The sequence below is a fragment of the Pseudomonas sp. B10(2017) genome, assembly GCF_002113295.1.
Lineage (GTDB): Bacteria > Pseudomonadota > Gammaproteobacteria > Pseudomonadales > Pseudomonadaceae > Aquipseudomonas > Aquipseudomonas pudica.
Genome location: NZ_NEJU01000004.1, coordinates 261,745 through 279,113, shown reverse-complemented (window position 1 = coordinate 279,113; position 17,369 = coordinate 261,745). Strand labels below are relative to the sequence as shown.

At 60.4% G+C, this 17,369-nt stretch carries 13 protein-coding genes, 1 tRNA gene and 1 pseudogene; 11 read left to right on the top strand and 4 right to left on the bottom strand.

All coding sequences use genetic code 11. The features are described 5' to 3' along the window. Positions 1-170: 170 nt before the first annotated feature. Both CAF92_RS07870 and CAF92_RS07865 read left to right on the top strand, forming a co-directional pair. Positions 171-3,914: a bifunctional diguanylate cyclase/phosphodiesterase gene (locus tag CAF92_RS07870; protein ID WP_085600098.1), complete on the top strand. Its 3,744-nt coding sequence runs from the start codon at positions 171-173 to the stop codon at positions 3,912-3,914. A 16-nt stretch (positions 3,915-3,930) separates the two neighbouring features. Next, positions 3,931-4,007, top strand: a tRNA-Ile gene (locus CAF92_RS07865). Positions 4,008-4,075: 68 nt separating this feature from the next. Here the strand turns inward: CAF92_RS07865 and CAF92_RS27810 are convergent. Continuing rightward, positions 4,076-4,201 (bottom strand): annotated as a pseudogene (locus CAF92_RS27810) (integrase); the annotation flags it as partial. On the opposite strand from CAF92_RS27810, the gene CAF92_RS07860 reads away from it, so the two are divergent. From CAF92_RS07860 to CAF92_RS07850, 3 genes are read left to right on the top strand one after another with little or no spacing between them, the layout of a single operon-like run. Continuing rightward, on the top strand, positions 4,182-5,018 hold the full coding sequence (locus tag CAF92_RS07860) for a phage baseplate assembly protein V (protein WP_256573703.1): 837 nt from the start codon (positions 4,182-4,184) through the stop codon (positions 5,016-5,018). The pseudogene CAF92_RS27810 and the gene CAF92_RS07860 sit on opposite strands and share 20 nt — an antisense overlap. Next, positions 5,019-5,795, top strand: a complete 777-nt coding sequence (locus tag CAF92_RS07855; RefSeq protein ID WP_085600096.1) for a hypothetical protein — start codon at positions 5,019-5,021, stop codon at positions 5,793-5,795. 39 nt (positions 5,796-5,834) lie between these two features. Next, positions 5,835-6,746: an SGNH/GDSL hydrolase family protein gene (locus CAF92_RS07850; RefSeq protein ID WP_143516080.1), complete on the top strand. Its 912-nt coding sequence runs from the start codon at positions 5,835-5,837 to the stop codon at positions 6,744-6,746. A 149-nt stretch (positions 6,747-6,895) separates the two neighbouring features. Here CAF92_RS07850 and CAF92_RS07845 read toward each other — a convergent pair whose 3' ends face one another. Both CAF92_RS07845 and CAF92_RS07840 read right to left on the bottom strand, forming a co-directional pair. Then, entirely contained in the window at positions 6,896-7,588 is a 693-nt protein-coding gene (locus CAF92_RS07845; RefSeq protein ID WP_158090596.1) for an AbiV family abortive infection protein, read from the bottom strand. Positions 7,589-7,649: 61 nt separating this feature from the next. Next, a complete protein-coding gene (locus tag CAF92_RS07840; RefSeq protein WP_158090595.1) occupies positions 7,650-9,128 on the bottom strand; it encodes a DUF2971 domain-containing protein in 1,479 nt (492 codons plus the stop codon). 660 nt (positions 9,129-9,788) lie between these two features. Here CAF92_RS07840 and CAF92_RS07835 point away from each other — a divergent pair. Continuing rightward, positions 9,789-10,250, top strand: coding sequence for an Lrp/AsnC family transcriptional regulator (locus tag CAF92_RS07835; protein ID WP_015268712.1), 462 nt, complete (start codon positions 9,789-9,791; stop codon positions 10,248-10,250). Between the two features lie 13 nt (positions 10,251-10,263). On the opposite strand, the gene CAF92_RS07830 is transcribed toward CAF92_RS07835, so the two are convergent. After that, positions 10,264-10,695, bottom strand: coding sequence for a DUF3077 domain-containing protein (locus CAF92_RS07830; RefSeq protein ID WP_230384929.1), 432 nt, complete (start codon positions 10,693-10,695; stop codon positions 10,264-10,266). Positions 10,696-11,156: 461 nt separating this feature from the next. On the opposite strand from CAF92_RS07830, the gene CAF92_RS07825 reads away from it, so the two are divergent. The 5 genes from CAF92_RS07825 (at position 11,157) to pqqB (ending at position 17,312) form a co-directional block, all read left to right on the top strand. Further along, entirely contained in the window at positions 11,157-12,839 is a 1,683-nt protein-coding gene (locus CAF92_RS07825; protein WP_085600088.1) for an NAD(P)/FAD-dependent oxidoreductase, read from the top strand. Between the two features lie 14 nt (positions 12,840-12,853). After that, a complete protein-coding gene (locus tag CAF92_RS07820) occupies positions 12,854-13,648 on the top strand; it encodes a carbon-nitrogen hydrolase family protein (RefSeq protein ID WP_085600086.1) in 795 nt (264 codons plus the stop codon). Positions 13,649-13,792: 144 nt separating this feature from the next. Beyond that, positions 13,793-16,093, top strand: coding sequence for a pyrroloquinoline quinone biosynthesis protein PqqF (gene pqqF / locus CAF92_RS07815; RefSeq protein ID WP_085600084.1), 2,301 nt, complete (start codon positions 13,793-13,795; stop codon positions 16,091-16,093). A 157-nt stretch (positions 16,094-16,250) separates the two neighbouring features. Then, positions 16,251-16,322 (top strand): pyrroloquinoline quinone precursor peptide PqqA, encoded by a 72-nt coding sequence (gene pqqA, locus CAF92_RS07810; RefSeq protein WP_003243383.1) that lies wholly within the window; start codon positions 16,251-16,253, stop codon positions 16,320-16,322. Between the two features lie 78 nt (positions 16,323-16,400). Then, the gene (pqqB, locus tag CAF92_RS07805; RefSeq protein WP_085600082.1) at positions 16,401-17,312 is read left to right on the top strand and encodes a pyrroloquinoline quinone biosynthesis protein PqqB; all 912 of its coding nucleotides are present in this window, start codon (positions 16,401-16,403) and stop codon (positions 17,310-17,312) included. Positions 17,313-17,369: the final 57 nt, after the last annotated feature.

The window sequence follows — 17,369 nt, the reverse complement described above, 5'->3', positions numbered from 1 at the left end:
TCGCAGCACAAGGCTGCTCCTACAGGGGCCGCGCTTGCCATGAACGCGATGCAGGCCGCACCACACCCGCAAGGCCCTGTTGTATCTGACAAAAGACCCTGTCCTTCACCGCACACCGGCAGCAATGCCCGTCTACACTCGACTTCAGACCCCCTGAATGCGAGGCCGCTATGCACCCGATGCCGGCCATCCTGTTGCTGCTCCTGATTTTATGGAACACAACGGCCGGCGCCCTGACCCTGACAAACGAGGAGAAAGCCTGGTTGGCTGCCCACCCGCAGCTGAGCCTGGGTGTAGACGCCTCTTGGCCACCGTTCGAGTTTCGCGACCAGGAGGGCCGGTACCAGGGCTTGGCCGCCGATTACATCGCCACCATCCAGCAACGCCTGGGTGTGACGCTCAAACCGGTCGAACCCAGCAGCTGGACCGAGGTACTGACGCAGGCACGCGAAAGCCGCATCGACCTGCTGCCCGGCATCATGTCCACCCCCGAGCGCCAAGCCTACCTGGCCTTCACCCGGCCATACCTCGACTTCCCCATCGTCATCCTCGCCCACAAAGGCGGCGCACAACCGCGCAATCTGAACGACCTTTACGGCCTGAAGGTTGCCGTGGTCGAAAACTACGCCCCGCACGAACTGCTGCGCACCCACCATCCAGACCTCAACCTGGTGGCCCTGCCCAACGTCAGTTCCACTCTGCAGGCGCTGGCCACTGACGAAGTGGACGCCGTGGTCGGTGACCTCGCGTCAAGCATCTGGAGCCTGCGCCAGCTCAAGCTCGATGGCCTGTACGTCAGCGGCGAAACACCCTACCGCTACCAACTGGCCATGGCCGCCCCGCGCGACAAGAAGGAACTGGTCGGCATTCTCGACAAAGTGATAGCAGACATGAGCAGCGCCGAAGTCAGCCAGATCCAGCAACGCTGGGTGGGCAATGTGGTCGACCAACGGATGTTCTGGTCAGACCTGCTGGTGTATGGCCTGCCGGCGGTGCTGGTATTGATGGCCGTGCTGGCAGTGGTCATCCGCATCAACCGCCGGCTCAGTTCGGAAATTTCTCGGCGCATAGCCCTGGAACAGGAACTGCGCAGCAGCGAGTACCACTATCGCAGCCTGGTGGAGAGCCTGTCCGCCATCGCCTGGGAGGCCGACGCCAACGACTTCACCTACAGCTACGTCTCGCCCCACGCCGAAGGCCTGCTCGGCTACCCATTGGCCGACTGGCTCAAGCCCGGCTTCTGGCGCAGCATCCTGCACCCGGAGGATGCCCTCTGGGCCCAGGCCTACTGCGACAGCGAAACTGCCGCCGGCCGCGATCACAGCCTCGACTATCGGGTGATCAGGGCCGATGGCCAGCCACTGTGGGTACGCAACATCGTCAGCATGATCGAGCATGGCCATCTGCCTGTGATGCGCGGCCTGATGATCGACATCAGCGAAACCAAGCGCACCGAGGATGCCCTGCGCTTGTCCGAGCAGAAGTTCGCCTCGGTGTTCCAGCAGTGCCCCGACATCCTGCTGATCGCCCGCCACAGCGACGGCTGCCTGCTGGAGGTGAACGAAGCCTTCGAAGAACAGATCGGCCTCACCCCGGGCCAGGTAATTGGCCGCACCGCCACCGAACTGAACCTGTGGGGCGTCGAAGGCACCGGCCCGCGGCTGCTCGAACGCCTGCACCAAGGTGGTATACGCAACCTGGAAATGAGCTTCCGCCGCAGCAACGGCCAACTGTTCACCGGCCTGACCTCGGCCGAAACCTTCGAACTCGACGGCAACCTCGCGCTGGTGGTGGCGGTACGCGATATCAGCCAGCTCAAGGAAACCCAGGAACAGCTGCAAACCTCGGAAGAGAAATTCGCCAAGGCCTTCCATGCCTCGCCCGATGGCCTGCTGCTGTCGCGCCAGAGCGACGGCTTGCTGCTCGAAGTGAACGAAGGCTTCTGCCGCCTGACCGGCTATGACCTCAGCCCGAACATCGACCAGACCTCTCTGGACCTGGGCATCTGGGTCGACCTCAACGAGCGCAAGCGCCTGGTCGAACAGCTCAACCGTGACAGCTTCGTACGCGACTTCACTTGCCACCTGCGTCGCAGCGATGGGCAGATTCGCCTCTGCGAGCTTTCTGCACGGCCGCTGCCGATTGCCGGCGACGACTGCATGCTGACCATCGCCCGCGACATCACCGAGCGCCACCTGATGCAGGAAAAACTGCAACTGGCCGCCACCGTGTTCGAGAACACCGCCGAAGGCGTGTTGATCACCGACATCGACCAGCGCATCAGTGCCGTCAACCGCGCCTTCAGCGAAATTACCGGCTACAGCGAGATCGAAGCCCTCGGCCAGACCCCGCGCCTGCTCGCCTCCGGCCAGCACGACAGCGCGTTCTATGCGGCCATGTGGCACCAGCTTACCGATGAAGGCCACTGGCAAGGCGAGATCTACAACAAGCGCAAGAACGGCGAGCTGTACCCCGGCTGGCTGACCATCAGCGCCGTGCGCAACAGAGAACGCGAGATTACCCACTTCGTCGCCGTGTTCGCCGACATCTCCAGCCTCAAGCACGCACAGGCCAAGCTCGACTACCAGGCCCACCACGACCCGCTGACCGGCCTACCCAATCGTGCCCTGTTCGAGAACCGCCTGCAGGCCGCGCTCACCTGCTCGCAGGTATCCAACCGCAAGGGCGCGGTACTGTTCCTCGACCTCGACCGTTTCAAGCATATCAACGACAGCCTCGGCCATCCGGTCGGCGACCTGCTGCTCAAGGGCATCGCCCAACGCCTGAAGGAGCAGGTGCGTGATGTCGACACCGTGGCCCGCCTGGGTGGCGATGAGTTCATCATCCTGCTGCCCGGCTTGCACAAACCCAGTGACGCCAGCGCCATCGCCAACAAGCTGCTGACCTGCTTCAACGCGCCGTTCCAGGCCGGCGAGCACGAGTTCTTCACCAGCGCCAGCATCGGCATCAGCCTTTATCCACAGGACGGCACCGACGTTGCCACACTGATTCGCAACGCCGACGCCGCCATGTACCGCTCCAAGGCCAAGGGCCGCAACCGCGTCGAAGCCTACACCCTCGACCTCACCGCCCAGGCCAGCGAACGCATCGCCCTGGAGCACGAATTGCGCCGCGCCATCGAACGCAACGAACTGAGCCTGTGCTTCCAGCCCAAGCTAAGCCTCAAGACCCAGAGCCTGGTTGGCGCCGAAGCGCTGATTCGCTGGAGCCACCCGACATTTGGTGAAGTGCCGCCAGAGCACTTCATCCACCTGGCGGAAGAGAACGGCACCATCCTCCAGATCGGCGACTGGGTATTGGAGCAGGCCTGCCGGCAGATGCAGGCCTGGAAGCTGCACTACGAACCATTCGGCCCATTGTCGATCAACCTCGCCGGCGCCCAGCTGCGCCAACCTCACCTCGCCCGGCGCATCGAACAGTTGCTGAAGCACTACCAGCTCAAGGCCGGCGACCTGCAGCTGGAAATCACCGAAAACTTCATCATGAGCCAGGCAGAGGAAGCCCTGGCCGTGCTGTACAAGTTGAAAAAACTGGGCGTGCAGCTGGCCATCGACGACTTCGGCACCGGTTATTCATCGCTGAGCTACCTCAAGCGCCTGCCGCTGGACATCCTCAAGATCGACAAATCGTTCATCCGCGGCCTGCCCGATGACCCCCACGACGCCGCCATCGCACGTGCGATCATTGCCCTGGGCCGCAGCATGCAGCTGACCATCATTGCCGAGGGTGTGGAGAACCAGGCCCAGCAACGGTTCCTGGCGGCTGAAGGCTGCGAGCAGATCCAAGGCTACATCGTCAGCCTGCCCCTGCCCCCGGACGAGTTCGCAGCGACGTTTCTTCGTATAGCACTATCGGATCTTTCAGATGGCACAGGTGCGAAACCCTCGTTATAATCCGGCCACTTACTGAGGGCCTATAGCTCAGTCGGTTAGAGCAGAGGACTCATAATCCTTTGGTCCACGGTTCGAGTCCGTGTGGGCCCACCAGCTTACAAGCCGCGCACTGCGCGGCTTTGTCGTTTCTAGCCCCTGCCATTTCCCACCTTCCTTACCTTTCACAATCCTCGAATGTGTCCACGCATGCCTGCCAGAGGGTTGAGATTGACCACATCGGCCAGATGCCCAGGGCTGAAGTGAGCGTACTTCTGAGTCATAGCTAACGTGGCATGGCCAAGCACCCGGCCGCGCTTCGCGGTCAACCTGCAGGTCCTGGATGAGAACGGCGAGCCGGACGAGGCCCTGCCGACGCTGGCCGGCGTACCGCTGCCGGTACCCACTGGCGGCGATGAAATGGGCTTCTTCAGCTTCCCCGAGGAAGGCACCACTGTAGTTGTCGGGTTCACCCAAGGCCTGCCGCACAAGCCGTTTATCCAGTGCATTCTGCCCCATGGCCTGTCCTTACCCCGGGTGCCCAAAGGCGACCAGGTCTGGCAGCACAGCGAGGCCTCGCAACAACGCGTCGAGTCGGATGGCAGCTGGACCCGTCAGACCGACGGCGGGATCACCGACAAGTCGACCGATCGCCAGGTGGAAAGCCTGACCAATGCCGAGCGGTACCAGAGCGACAGCCGCACCATTGATGACCATTCCACCGAATCGGTGGGTGGTACCAAAAAGATCGAGGCGATGGGCGCGCTGCAGCTGCTGTCCGGCGGTACCGCCAACTTGGCAGCGGTGGACGACCTCAACCTGGCCACCGGCCGCGATCTCAACCAGGTAGTAGCTCAGAAGCTCAACCTGGCCGTGGGTGGCGACCTGGTCGAGCGCGTCCAGAAGGCACGCAAGAGCATCGCCCAGACCACTTGGCTCGGGTCGGAGTCGGTCAACGTCCTGCAGGTGCTGTGCGACCTGATCGACCTGGTGGTGCTGATGAACACCGACCTGGCCGGCCACACCCACGGGCCGAGCCCCGTCCCTTCCAATGCCGGCGCCTTCGTCGAGCACGCCGGCACTGGCGCACAACTTTCTGGGCAACGGAAGCCCATCACAGGAGTTTGAATGGAACTGAAGAACTACTTCGCCCAGGACGACGCCGGCAACATCCTGCCGAACGCGATCTGCTATCTGTACGAGCGCGGCACCGAGATCCTGGTAAAAAATCTGCAGGCTGCTGACGGTACCGCGTTGGTGAACCCCTTCACGGCTGACGACAAGGGCATGGTCGTGTTTGCTGCGCCCAACGGACTGTATGACCTGCGCATCACCAAGGGCGCCCGGGATAGCCGAATCCGCGTGCAGTGCCTGGATCTCACCGACCACCTGAACCGGCTTGCAGGCAACCCAACGCCCAAGGACTCGCCATGGCTGGCCAAAGGAGACGGGGTAACCAACGACTCGGCCGCATTTGCCGCGTTCGAAGCTGTCGTGAAGGGTCGCCGTGTCGACTTGGGCGGCTCGGTGTTCGTGCTTGATGAGCTGCCTAAAAAGAACTCGTACCTGAACGGGGCGTTCAAGATAGGCGGTTTCACCCGCATCACGGCGCTGAACGACAACCTGTCGGCTCAGCCGCCGCGCTTCCACCGCAATGGCGGCCAGCTGGCCATGCTCAAAGAGTCGCTGTCCAACCCGCTCGAGCAGCTGATTTCACTTGTAGTAATCGCCGACTCCATCGGCTGGGGTAGCGGCACACCAGGCGAGCAGGCGGTGACTGATCCGCGCAATGGCACGCTGGCAGACCCCCGAAACAATTTCGGCGCCCCGTCCTGGTTCAACGAGTTCGCCCGGCACATTGGCGAGCGCTACGCCTTCAACGCAGCGCCGGTCCTGTCTAACTAGCCGGCCAGCCCATCGGGCGAGTGCATCGTTGAATACACCGTGACCCACGATCTGTATCCGCGTGGAGGCCGGTTCAACGTGCAATCCGTAGGGCCGTCGATCAGCGTCACTGACGCCCTTACCTCGGGCTCGGTGACCAACTGCCAACGAATGTTCGCCGACGGTAACTCCAGCGGAGGCTCGTACCACTCGATCAGCTTCCAGTTCACCGGGACCACCTTCGCGCTGCACTTTGGAGTCGCGGGTGATGATCTCAATGGTGGCCTGGACTATGAGCTGTTCGTGGATGGCGTCTCCCAAGGCGTGTACACCACTTCGGCAGGTGAAGACGGGCTCACCTACGGCAACAACCGGATCCGGAACCACACCTTTGGCTACGTCCGGAACAAGACCGTGGAGATCCGGACCAAGCGCCGGGCCAGCCAGACGACTGGGACCAAAGCGCTGCGGATCGAGGCGATCCGGGTCAAAAAGACGATCCGCCTCACAAAACAGACTATCAACGGTGCGACCACTCGCAGCTATCGGATGTACAACCTGCCAGGCAACACTCAGGGGCACGGCAACGCCGTAGGGCCGCAAGACAACTTCGTGCTGGCTGGCCTGGGTACGAATGACCGGATCCGCAACCCGACGCAGCCGCAGAGCGTGAACGAGTTCAGCGCTAACCTGGGCGCGCTTCTGGACATCGTTCAACCGATGGCCAACGTGATCCTGATGTGTTCCAACCCGTCGAGCGACGAAGATCCGGAGAAATACGCCTTCACGATGCAGGACGTTCGGGGCGAGATCTACCGCACCGCACGGGCGCGGAACCTGGACATGATCGACAACTACGCTGCGTTGTCGATTCCGGATATGAGCCTGATCGCCAACGACGGCCTGCATCCGAACGCATTGGGCTACTACCTGTATTCCAGGAACGTCATCGGGTCGGTTGAAGCCGCCTAAGCTGCTCAGCAGATACAATAAGGCCCGCTTAGTGCGGGCCTCTTGTTGGGGAAAGTTAAATTATCCTCCCCTATTTTAGATCTGACATTATCGGTTCCTGACCTTAACGCCAAAACCATCGACAGCCTTAAAATTTTAAACATGAACGACTATTCTTTACCCGGCTTAAATGCTGTTTTTACCCGCTCCCATATCAGTTCGCGAGCTTCAGCTAGTGATACTCCCTCGTCCTTTGTCTCAGTAAGCAAGCCCTGCATCTTATTCACATCAGCCGCAGCCTGAGCAATATCTTTCCTCCACCTCGCTAACATCTTTATCTTTACATCCGTCAACGCCATGAACTCGCCATTTTGCGCACGAATCTTTTCGTAGTCTGCTTGGGTGATTACATCTTTCGGCGCCGAGAAGACCTCATCAAAATCAACATATAACGAAGCATTCTTCAAACGATTTGATTCATCATGAAACTCTTGTTGAATTGCTTTGAATGCTTTGGATGAGCCAGCGAGATCATCCATTTCTTCCGCAGCCAACTCCTCTTCAGAGCGTGGAAGAAAGTATGCATTAATTTTATTTTTTGCCTCGTGCCTCCTGAACACCTTAGCAAGAGACTTCGTATTAACTTCGACACCACAAAGACATGAAATGATGGCCGCACCCAAGATCTCGATTTTCCCGCACTCTTCGAGAGATATCTGATGGAGCAGATATGCGCGAGGAAAAGCTCCCGCAGTAGCTAAGATGCTAGCCTCCGCGTAAAGCTGAGCTGCATTATCAAACACACTCAGCGCTCCATCTATAAGAAGCAGCGCCAACTTTTCTTGTTCAGAGTTAATTATCATTTGATATCTTCCACTGATTCCGCTGCACTTTGGAAAAATCCCGCGAGCGCAGGTTGGTTTTTCATATCTTAGGATCCATATTAAGCGAACCATCAGCATTAAACTTCACATAACGAAGCAATTCGTGCTCTATCTCCGTATATGCATCATTAAACTTGGCCTGATAAAACTTAAAATCTGTCCTTCGATACTTGGCGCAATGTTCTGCAATTTTCTTTATGACCTTTACTTTTATTTCATCAGGAGTATTGATACCAAATATCAGGCCTTCAAGCTGATTGAACGCATATTTTATTTGCCTTTGCTCCCGACTCCAAGGCAAACCCGCTATTACTACTCGCCACTCCGTCTCGTTCTGCCAGTGAGCTGTCTTGGTCGTATGGCTCTTATGAAACAAATATTGATGCCTCACGTAAACATCATCTGACACGTTAGACATCCAAGCAGCACAAGAACTGACTGAACCTGCTTGATCGCGATACCAGTATGAGTCGACCCACTCCGGCTGCTCATTGTGGGGCGAGGTAAAGAAGTTTATTGCCGCAAATTCTGAGCGATATTTGACCTCCATCAACGGCAAATCTAAGGCCATGTTAAGATACCACTCGTTTTGCGGCCTGCCGCGGTTCATGCTTTTTACAAACTCGAAAGGAAGTCCCTGAAACTTCAGCGAGTCCACACCATTATCGCTGCGGGCCTTGTAAATGAGACATATGCCTTTGTGGTTATCACCATAAGAGCCCCAAATCGATGAGTTTGCGCAGCTTTTCATAAAGCACGCCACGTACCAGTGAGGAAACACTAAATAGTCGATTTGCTCCGCAAAATGCCTCGGAAAATTTATAAAGATCAACAAAAGCCCAGCTGACAACTCATCACTTCTTAACGCACTTGCACGCAACGCCTGCTGCCTAATTTTGTCTTCTATCTCGGTATACTCTTCAAGATTTGGCGTCAGCCCTTCGGAGTATATTTTACCGGCCCGCATTTCAATGAATAGCAAAAAGTTAGGAAGTGCGGAATTGTACCTTGCTGCATCCGGCAACTCGAAATTCTTGGAAAGCTCGTTTAGGATAAAAGTAACAATAGCCGTATGGAGTATATGCAGGTGCGAAATCAACTCTTTTCGTGGAATTTTTCTACCTGTTTCGGCCAGAGCTTTAATGTAGAGTGAAATTTCCTTATTTCCGAGCACGCTACTAATGGCGTTTTCGACTGTGTCACGCGATATGCCTTGGAAGCTTTCGGGCCTTAGGTTGGGATATTTAATAAGCCCATCCCCCGCATCTGCGTACACATCAACCACCGACGCATAGAGCAAGAGTGTGTAATGCTTTATTAAATTTCGCCAGACTATCAAGTCACCATGGAAGAATGTTTCTCGATGCCCCTCAAGTGGATCATTCAACTCATGAGGTGACGCAAAGTAGATTGTGAGTTCGTCTAGCTCACCTGGGCGTGCCGCATCATCCCCACAAGCTGGCTTCCCAAGCAGCCGTTCTGCGCTGCGAAATCGATAATATTTTTCCAAGATACCCACCGACGGTGACTGCAGGATGTAGGCGAATCTTAGCGAGGTTGGATATCTCATTGCCATCAGAGCATCGCGAGATGCTTCGGTACGACACTCAGAAAAAGCCCTTTCGAAAAAAAAAGGGTTTGAAAATTCACTTATCCCCCTCCCGCCGACGCGCTCTCCGTCGCGAAATAGTGCAAAGGCCAGCCCAGGTGCAAGCTAGCCCTAGGGCAGGCCCAGCGCGGGCCGCGTAAAGCACCAAGGCATTGCACACTGTGCAAAGAATTGAAGACCTATGCAGCCCGGTACAGTCGGATGTGTCCACAATGTGTCCACATCGAAATCTAAAACCCTTCCCCAATAAAATCGGATATTCAATAAAATCAGGTACATCAAGGGTTTTCCCAATGGGTACGGGTGATTTTTTCGGGCTCATAATCCTTTGGTCCACGGTTCGAGTCCGTGTGGGCCCACCAGATAACTCAAAGGCCTACGTTGCAGAACGTAGGCCTTTTTCTTTTCGGCAGTTCTGCCGGATGAAAAAGCTACGGCCGATGTTTACATCCTGGGCCAGGCCGACACGGCCGCTCCTACAACGGGGGCGCGTCAGCATGGCCAACTGTCTACCCTTGCCCTGCTAACCGCAGGCTGGCTAGGCTAGCGGGCCAACCGTAGAGACTCGCCATGTCGGATTCCCGCTCCATCACGCTGGATGAAATCGATCGCCAGCTGATCGCCCTGCTGCAGATCAACGCCCGCGAAAGCGTCGCCACCCTCGCCCGTCAGCTGGGCATCGCCCGCACCACCGTCAACTCGCGCCTGGAGCGGCTGGAGAAGAACAAGGTCATCTCCGGCTATGGCGTACGCCTGGGCCAGCGAGTGATGGGTGGGGGGCTGCAGGCGTATGTGGGGATCAAGGTGCAGCCGCGCTCGGGCAAGGAGGTGGTGCGCCGCCTGAGTGCGATGGGCCAGGTGCAGCAGCTGTGCGCAGTGAGCGGCGAGTTCGACTATGTGGCCTGGCTGCGTACGGATTCGCCCGAGCAACTGGACCAGCTGCTCGACCAGATCGGCAGTGTCGACGGGGTGGAGAAGACCACCACGTCGATCATTCTCAGCAGCAAGGTGGACCGCGGGCAGCCGCTCTGAACTCGGCTGGCGGTCAGGCTTCCTGGCCATCGAGCAGGCCTTCCAGAATTGCCGAAAGGCTTTCGGCGGAATGCTGCATCGACCAGACGATGTCACGGCTGCGCTCGGGGGCGTGGTGCTGGGCGTAGTCAGTGGCGATCTGATTGAGACCACGGGCCAGCAGGCAGGCGTGGACCAGGGCGTCTGCGGCGTCGATGCCGGGGCGTATGGCGAATAACGGCGGGTGGCTGGATTCGCAGTTGCAAAAGGGTTTTTCTGCGGTGGGTTTCAGTTTTTCGGGTTGGTCAGAATCTGTCGTCTTCATGATGCAATTTCCAAATTGAGTCTTGAGGAAACCGCCTACCAACTCCTTCTCACGGGAAATAGGTGGCAGCCATGCACGGGGTGAGAACCGGCCAACTTGGAAATCCGGCCAGGCGAAAGCCTGCCCGCGCACGGCTGCCATGACATAAGCCTTGGTGCGAAGTTGGAGATGGGTTCTCACACCCAGTCGCCCGAACAGCGGCGACCCAGTGAAGTTAACGATGAGGCGTTTCCCACGCAGCCAGACCGAGGCTATAGCGGGCGTAGGGTAATTCTTTAATTCATGGCATGGGTGTAGGAACTGTCTGATCACACCCTGTGGGAGCGGGCGTGCCCGCGAACACGGGCGCAGCCCGTGCCATACACCGCGGGGGCTTCTTCGCGGGCTCGCCCGCTCCCACCGGGGGCCGATGCTGTGCTTGAGACGGGTAGGCTTCCTGTTCGTCATAAAGTTATCTTGTTTATATATTTCGACGATACAAGCTACATTCAGACAACACTCTGCGCCTTAATAACGAACATCACACCCCCTAAAATGGCCCCCAGGCATCTCCTATACTCAGGCTCCGCCCGCTGGCGCAGCCTATCTGGCAAGGTCACTTCATGAACAAGAAAAACCGCCACCCAGCCGATGGTAAAAAACCCGTCACCATCTTCGGCCCGGACTTCCCCTTCGCCTTCGACGACTGGCTGGAACACCCCGCAGGCCTGGGTAGCATCCCGGCCGAGCGCCATGGTGAGGAAGTGGCAATCGTGGGCGCCGGTATCGCCGGCCTGGTAGCGGCCTACGAGCTGATGAAGCTGGGCCTCAAGCCGGTGGTGTACGAAGCCTCCAAGCTGGGCGGCCGGCTACGCTCGCAAGCCTTCAACGGCACCGACGGGATCATTGCCGAACTGGGTGGCATGCGCTTCCCGGTGTCGTCCACTGCCTTCTACCACTACGTGGACAAGCTGGGCCTGGAGACCAAACCGTTCCCCAACCCGCTGACCCCGGCCTCGGGCAGCACGGTGATCGACCTGGAAGGCCAGACCTACTACGCCGAAAAACCCACCGACCTGCCCAAACTGTTCCACGAAGTGGCCGATGCCTGGGCCGATGCCCTGGAAAGCGGTGCGCAGTTCGCTGACATCCAGCAAGCCATCCGTGACCGTGACGTGCCGCGCCTGAAAGAACTGTGGAACAAGCTGGTACCGCTTTGGGACGACCGCACGTTCTACGACTTCGTCGCCACCTCGCGCTCGTTCGCCAAGTTGAGCTTCCAGCACCGCGAAGTGTTCGGCCAGGTCGGCTTCGGCACCGGCGGCTGGGACTCGGACTTCCCCAACTCGATGCTGGAAATCTTCCGCGTGGTAATGACCAACTGCGACGACCACCAACACCTGGTGGTCGGCGGTGTGGAGCAGGTACCGCAGGGCATCTGGCGCCATGTACCGGAACGCTGCGTGCATTGGCCGGAAGGCACCAGCCTGAGCGGGCTGCATGGCGGCGCGCCGCGTACCGGGGTCAAGCGCATCGCCCGCGCCGCCGATGGCCGCCTGGCGGTCACCGACAACTGGGGCGACACCCGTCACTACAGTGCCGTGCTCGCCACCTGCCAGACCTGGCTGCTGACCACCCAGATCGACTGCGAGGAATCGCTGTTCTCGCAAAAGATGTGGATGGCCCTGGACCGCACCCGCTACATGCAGTCGTCGAAGACCTTCGTCATGGTCGACCGGCCGTTCTGGAAGGACAAGGACCCGGAAACCGGTCGCGACCTGATGAGCATGACCCTCACCGATCGCCTCACCCGTGGCACCTACCTGTTCGACAACGGCAACGACAAGCCGGGGGTGATCTGCCTGTCGTACTCGTGGATGAGCGATGCGCTGAAGATGCTGCCGCATCCGGTGGAAAAACGCGTGCAACTGGCCCTGGACGCACTGAAGAAGATCTACCCGAAGACCGACATCGCCGGGCACATCATCGGCGACCCGATCACCGTTTCCTGGGAGGCCGACCCGCACTTCCTTGGCGCCTTCAAGGGCGCGCTGCCTGGGCACTACCGCTACAACCAGCGCATGTACGCGCACTTCATGCAGCAGGACATGCCTGCCGAGCAGCGCGGCATGTTCATCGCTGGTGACGATGTGTCGTGGACGCCGGCCTGGGTGGAAGGCGCGGTACAGACATCGCTGAATGCGGTGTGGGGTATCATGAATCACTTCGGTGGCCGCACCCACCCGGACAACCCCGGCCCAGGCGACGTGTTCGACGAAATCGGCCCGATCGCCCTGCCGGACTGAGACAAGGAGGCAGCATGCGCATCGCTCTGTTTCAGGGCGCACCCAAGCCACTGGACGTGCCCGGCAACCTGCAACGGTTGCGCCACCAGGCGCAACTGGCGGCCGAACGTGGCGCCAGTTTGCTGGTGTGCCCGGAGATGTTCCTGACCGGCTACAACATCGGCCTGCCCCAGGTCGAGCGCCTGGCCGAGGCCGTCGATGGTCCGGCGGCCATGGCGGTGGTGGAGATCGCCCAGGCGCACCGTATCGCTATCGTCTACGGCTACCCGGAGCGTGGCGATGATGGAGCCATCTACAACAGTGTGCAGCTGATCGATGCGCATGGCCGCAGCCTTGGCAACTATCGCAAGACCCACCTGTTCGGCGAGCTGGACCGCTCGATGTTCAGCGCAGGTGCCGATCACTTCCCGGTGGTGGAGCTGGATGGCTGGAAAGTCGGCCTGCTGATCTGCTACGACATCGAGTTCCCGGAGAATGCCCGGCGCCTGGCGCTGGACGGTGCCGAGCTGATCCTGGTACCGACGGCGAACATGTCGCCGTACGACTTCATCTGCCAGGTGACCGTGAGGGCGCGGGCGCAGGAGAACCAGTGCTACCTGGTGTATGCCAACTATTGCGGCTCGGAAGGCGAGATCCAGTATTGCGGGCAGAGCAGCATCATCGGCCCGGATGGCAGCCTGCTGGCGATGGCCGGGCGGGACGAGTGCCAGTTGCTGGCAGAGCTGGAGCATGAGCGGGTGGTGCAGGGGCGCGGGGCGTTTCCTTACCTCACCGATTTGCGCCAGGAGTTGCATCTGCGTAAGGGCTGATGGCCCTTTCGCGGGCACGCCCGCTCCCACAGGGTCTGCGCTGCCTTTCATACCTGCGCCATTCCTGTGGAAGCGGGCGCGCCCGCGAAGAGGCCGGGCCTGCAAACAAATGGGTTAGCATGGACAGCAGTTACCGGAGCCCCCATGCCTGACGCCACCCGCCACCTCAACCTCGCCAACGGCCTGCAGCTGACCCTGCGCCACGCCCCGCGCCTGAAGCGCTCGGCCGCCGCCCTACGGGTGCACGCGGGCAGTCACGACGCGCCGACCAAATGGCCCGGCCTGGCACACTTCCTGGAGCACCTGTTCTTCCTCGGCACCTCGCGTTTCCCGCTGGACGACGGCCTGATGCGCTACGTGCAGGCCCTCGGCGGCCAGGTCAATGCCAGCACCCGCGAACGCACCACCGACTTCTTCTTCGAGGTCCCGCCCAGCGCCCTGGCCGGGGGGCTGGAGCGCCTGTGCCAGATGTTGGCCGAGCCAGACCTGGGCATCGAGCGCCAACGCCGCGAACGCGAAGTAATCCATGCCGAGTTCATTGCCTGGTCACGCAGCCCTCAGGCCCAGCAGCAGTTCGCCTTGCTGCAAGCCGCGGCGCCCGGCCATCCATTGGCCGCTTTTCATGCTGGTAACCGGCATACCCTGGCCTTGCAGAATCCCGCCTTCCAGCAAGCGCTCTGTGGCTTTCACCAGCGTTTCTACCAAGGCGGCCAGGTCGCCCTGAGCCTGTGCGGCCCGCAATCGCTGGATGAGCTGGAATTGCTGGGCCGGCAGCATGCCAAGCTGTTCGCAACGGGTGAACGGGTGCCACAAGCTCTGCCGCCGCCCTTATCGACGACCGACACGCACCTGCTGTTCAGCCACGAAAACCTGCCGGCAGGTGCCGAGCAGGCCCTTGAGTTGCTGATCGCCTGCCTCGGCGATAGCCGCCCGGGCACCTGGCTGGATGCGCTTCGCCAGCGCGGCTGGCTGCAGGGCTTCAAGGCCGAGGCACTGTATGCCTTCGCCGGGCAGTTGCTGTGGCACATTGATCTGAAGCTGAGCGAGGATGCCTGCCCGGAGGAAGCCGATGCCCTGTTGCATGGCTGGTTCGGCTTCATCCGCCAGGCCGCCCCTGAGCAATTGAGTGCCGAATTCGAGCTGCTGCAGCGAAGCCGCGAACGCAGTGCCAGTGCGCTTGAACTGGCCCGCCGGGACAGCGCCGGCCAGCCGTTCAGCGGTTTGGACACACAAGGCTTGCACGCCCTTCGTGCCCTGCTGGAAGGCCTGCCGGGCCGAGAACATGGGCACTGGCAACAGCCCGGCGTCGATCCCTTGCTCCTGGCCGACTTGCCTGATGCCAGTCCGCACCCACTACCAGCAGCACTGAAAGTCAGCGATCAGCTGCCTGGCACTCGTCAGTACGCAGCGCTGTACCTGCGCTGGCATGTCCCTTCACCGTTGCGCCAGCGTCTGCACGCGCTGCTCGAACGTGCCCTGCACCCCATGCAGGAGCGCTGCGAGCGCGTATCGGTGCAGTTGCAGTTCAGTGCCGCTGGCGAATACTGGCAACTGCGCTGCGCCGGGCTACCGGCAGCGGTGCTGCGCACTGTGGAACAGGCCTTGGCATTGATGCGCAAGCCCCCGGCAGGCAGCTGGCTGCCCTGCTCGACGCAGCCTCCGGCGCTGATCCCCATCCGGGCCCTGCTCAAGCAGCTGCCCGACGCCGTGCTGGGCGCCGCGCCTGCACCTGCTCCGGCCTGCACCCTGGCACAGACGCATCTCGACAGCCTGTGGCAGCACGCAAGCTGGCACGGCCTGGCTGCCGGCTTCGACGATACCGCCCTGGACGCATTGGGCACCGCGCTGCAGCAGTGCCCTGGCCAAGGCTCGGCGCCTGCCCCTCTGCCCGCCTGGGCCAACCACCGTTGGCAACATGCCGAAGTACTCGGTAGTGAGCATGCCCTGCTGCTGTTCTGCCCACTGCCAGCGCCCATGGAAGCCGCTGGCCGCCTACTCGCGCAGTTGCTGCAAGGGCCGGTTTACCAACGGCTGCGGGTAGAATTGCAACTCGGCTATGCGGTATTCAGTACCTTTCGTCAGGTCGAGGGTGTCGGCGGCCTGCTGTTCGGGGTCCAGTCGCCTCACGCCAGCCAGGTACAGATCCTCGACCACCTGCTCACCTTGCTGCGCCAGGGCGTTACCCTCGCCCCTGTCGCTCGCCAGGCCCTGGCCGGGCAATTCGATGAACCGGCGATGGGTAATGCCGAAGTCGCCGAATGGGCGTGGCAGACATACCTGGCTACACAACCCGGCAGGCTGGATACGCTGCGCAGGTCTATCCTGACTACGCGGCAGACGGATCTGGACCACCTGCTGAGCCACCTGCTCGGTACAGGTTCCACTTGGCTATGCTTGGCAAACGCCGCCGCACCAGATGCTTCCTGGCTGGGCTCAACCCCATGATTGTTACGAAAACCGCAATGGAGTTTTCGAATAATTAACCTTTCGGTACAAATTTTTCTTGTAAGATAGCGCAATCCCAGCCAAGGGAACCTCCAGCCAATGGCGGTACCCAAGTAGTAGCTGACAAACCCACCCCTCATCCGGAAGGAGTAATTCCATGTGGACCAAACCTGCATACACTGATCTGCGCATCGGCTTCGAAGTCACCATGTACTTCGCCAACCGCTAAGCCCGGCTTACGGTTCAACGCCTCGGCCTGCCGGGGCGTTTTCGTTTTTTCGCTACGGTTTCTGCAGAGAGAGTGGCCATGTACATCCAGGTTCTCGGTTCCGCCGCCGGTGGCGGGTTTCCACAGTGGAACTGCAACTGCGACAACTGCAAGGGCTTGCGTGACGGCACCCTGCGTGCCACGCCACGCACGCAGTCGTCCATCGCCCTGTCCGACGACGGCGTGCACTGGGTGCTGTGCAATGCCTCGCCCGATATCCGCGCCCAGCTCCAGGCCTTTGCGCCGATGCAGCCGGCCCGTGCCCTGCGCGACACCGGCATCAACGCCATCATCCTGCTGGACAGCCAGATCGACCACACCACCGGCCTGCTCAGCCTGCGCGAAGGCTGCCCGCACCAGGTGTGGTGCACCGACATGGTCCACCAGGACCTGACCACCGGCTTCCCGCTGTTCAACATGCTCAGCCACTGGAACGGCGGCCTGCAGTGGAACCGCATCGAGCTGGAAGGCAGCTTCGTGATCGACGCCTGCCCCAACCTGCGCTTCACCCCGTTCCCCTTGCGCAGCGCCGCGCCGCCCTACTCGCCGCACCGCTTCGACCCGCACCCGGGCGACAACCTTGGCCTGCTGGTCGAGGACACCCGCACCGGCGGCAAGCTGTTCTACGCCCCGGGCCTGGGCCAGGTGGACGACAAGCTGCTGACGATGATGCACGGCGCCGACTGCCTGCTGGTCGATGGCACCTTGTGGGAAGATGATGAAATGCAGCGCCGTGGCGTGGGCACCCGTACCGGCCGCGAGATGGGCCACCTGGCGCAGAACGGCCCCGGCGGCATGCTGGAGGTGCTGGATGGCTTCCCGCGCCAGCGCAAGGTACTTATCCACATCAACAACACCAACCCGATCCTCGACGAAGACTCGCCCGAGCGTGCCGAAGTGCTGCGCCGGGGTGTGGAAGTGGCCTTCGATGGCATGAGTATCGAGTTGTAAAAAGGTCTGCGAGTTGACACACCCCACTGTGGGAGCGGGCATGCCCGCGAAAAATCC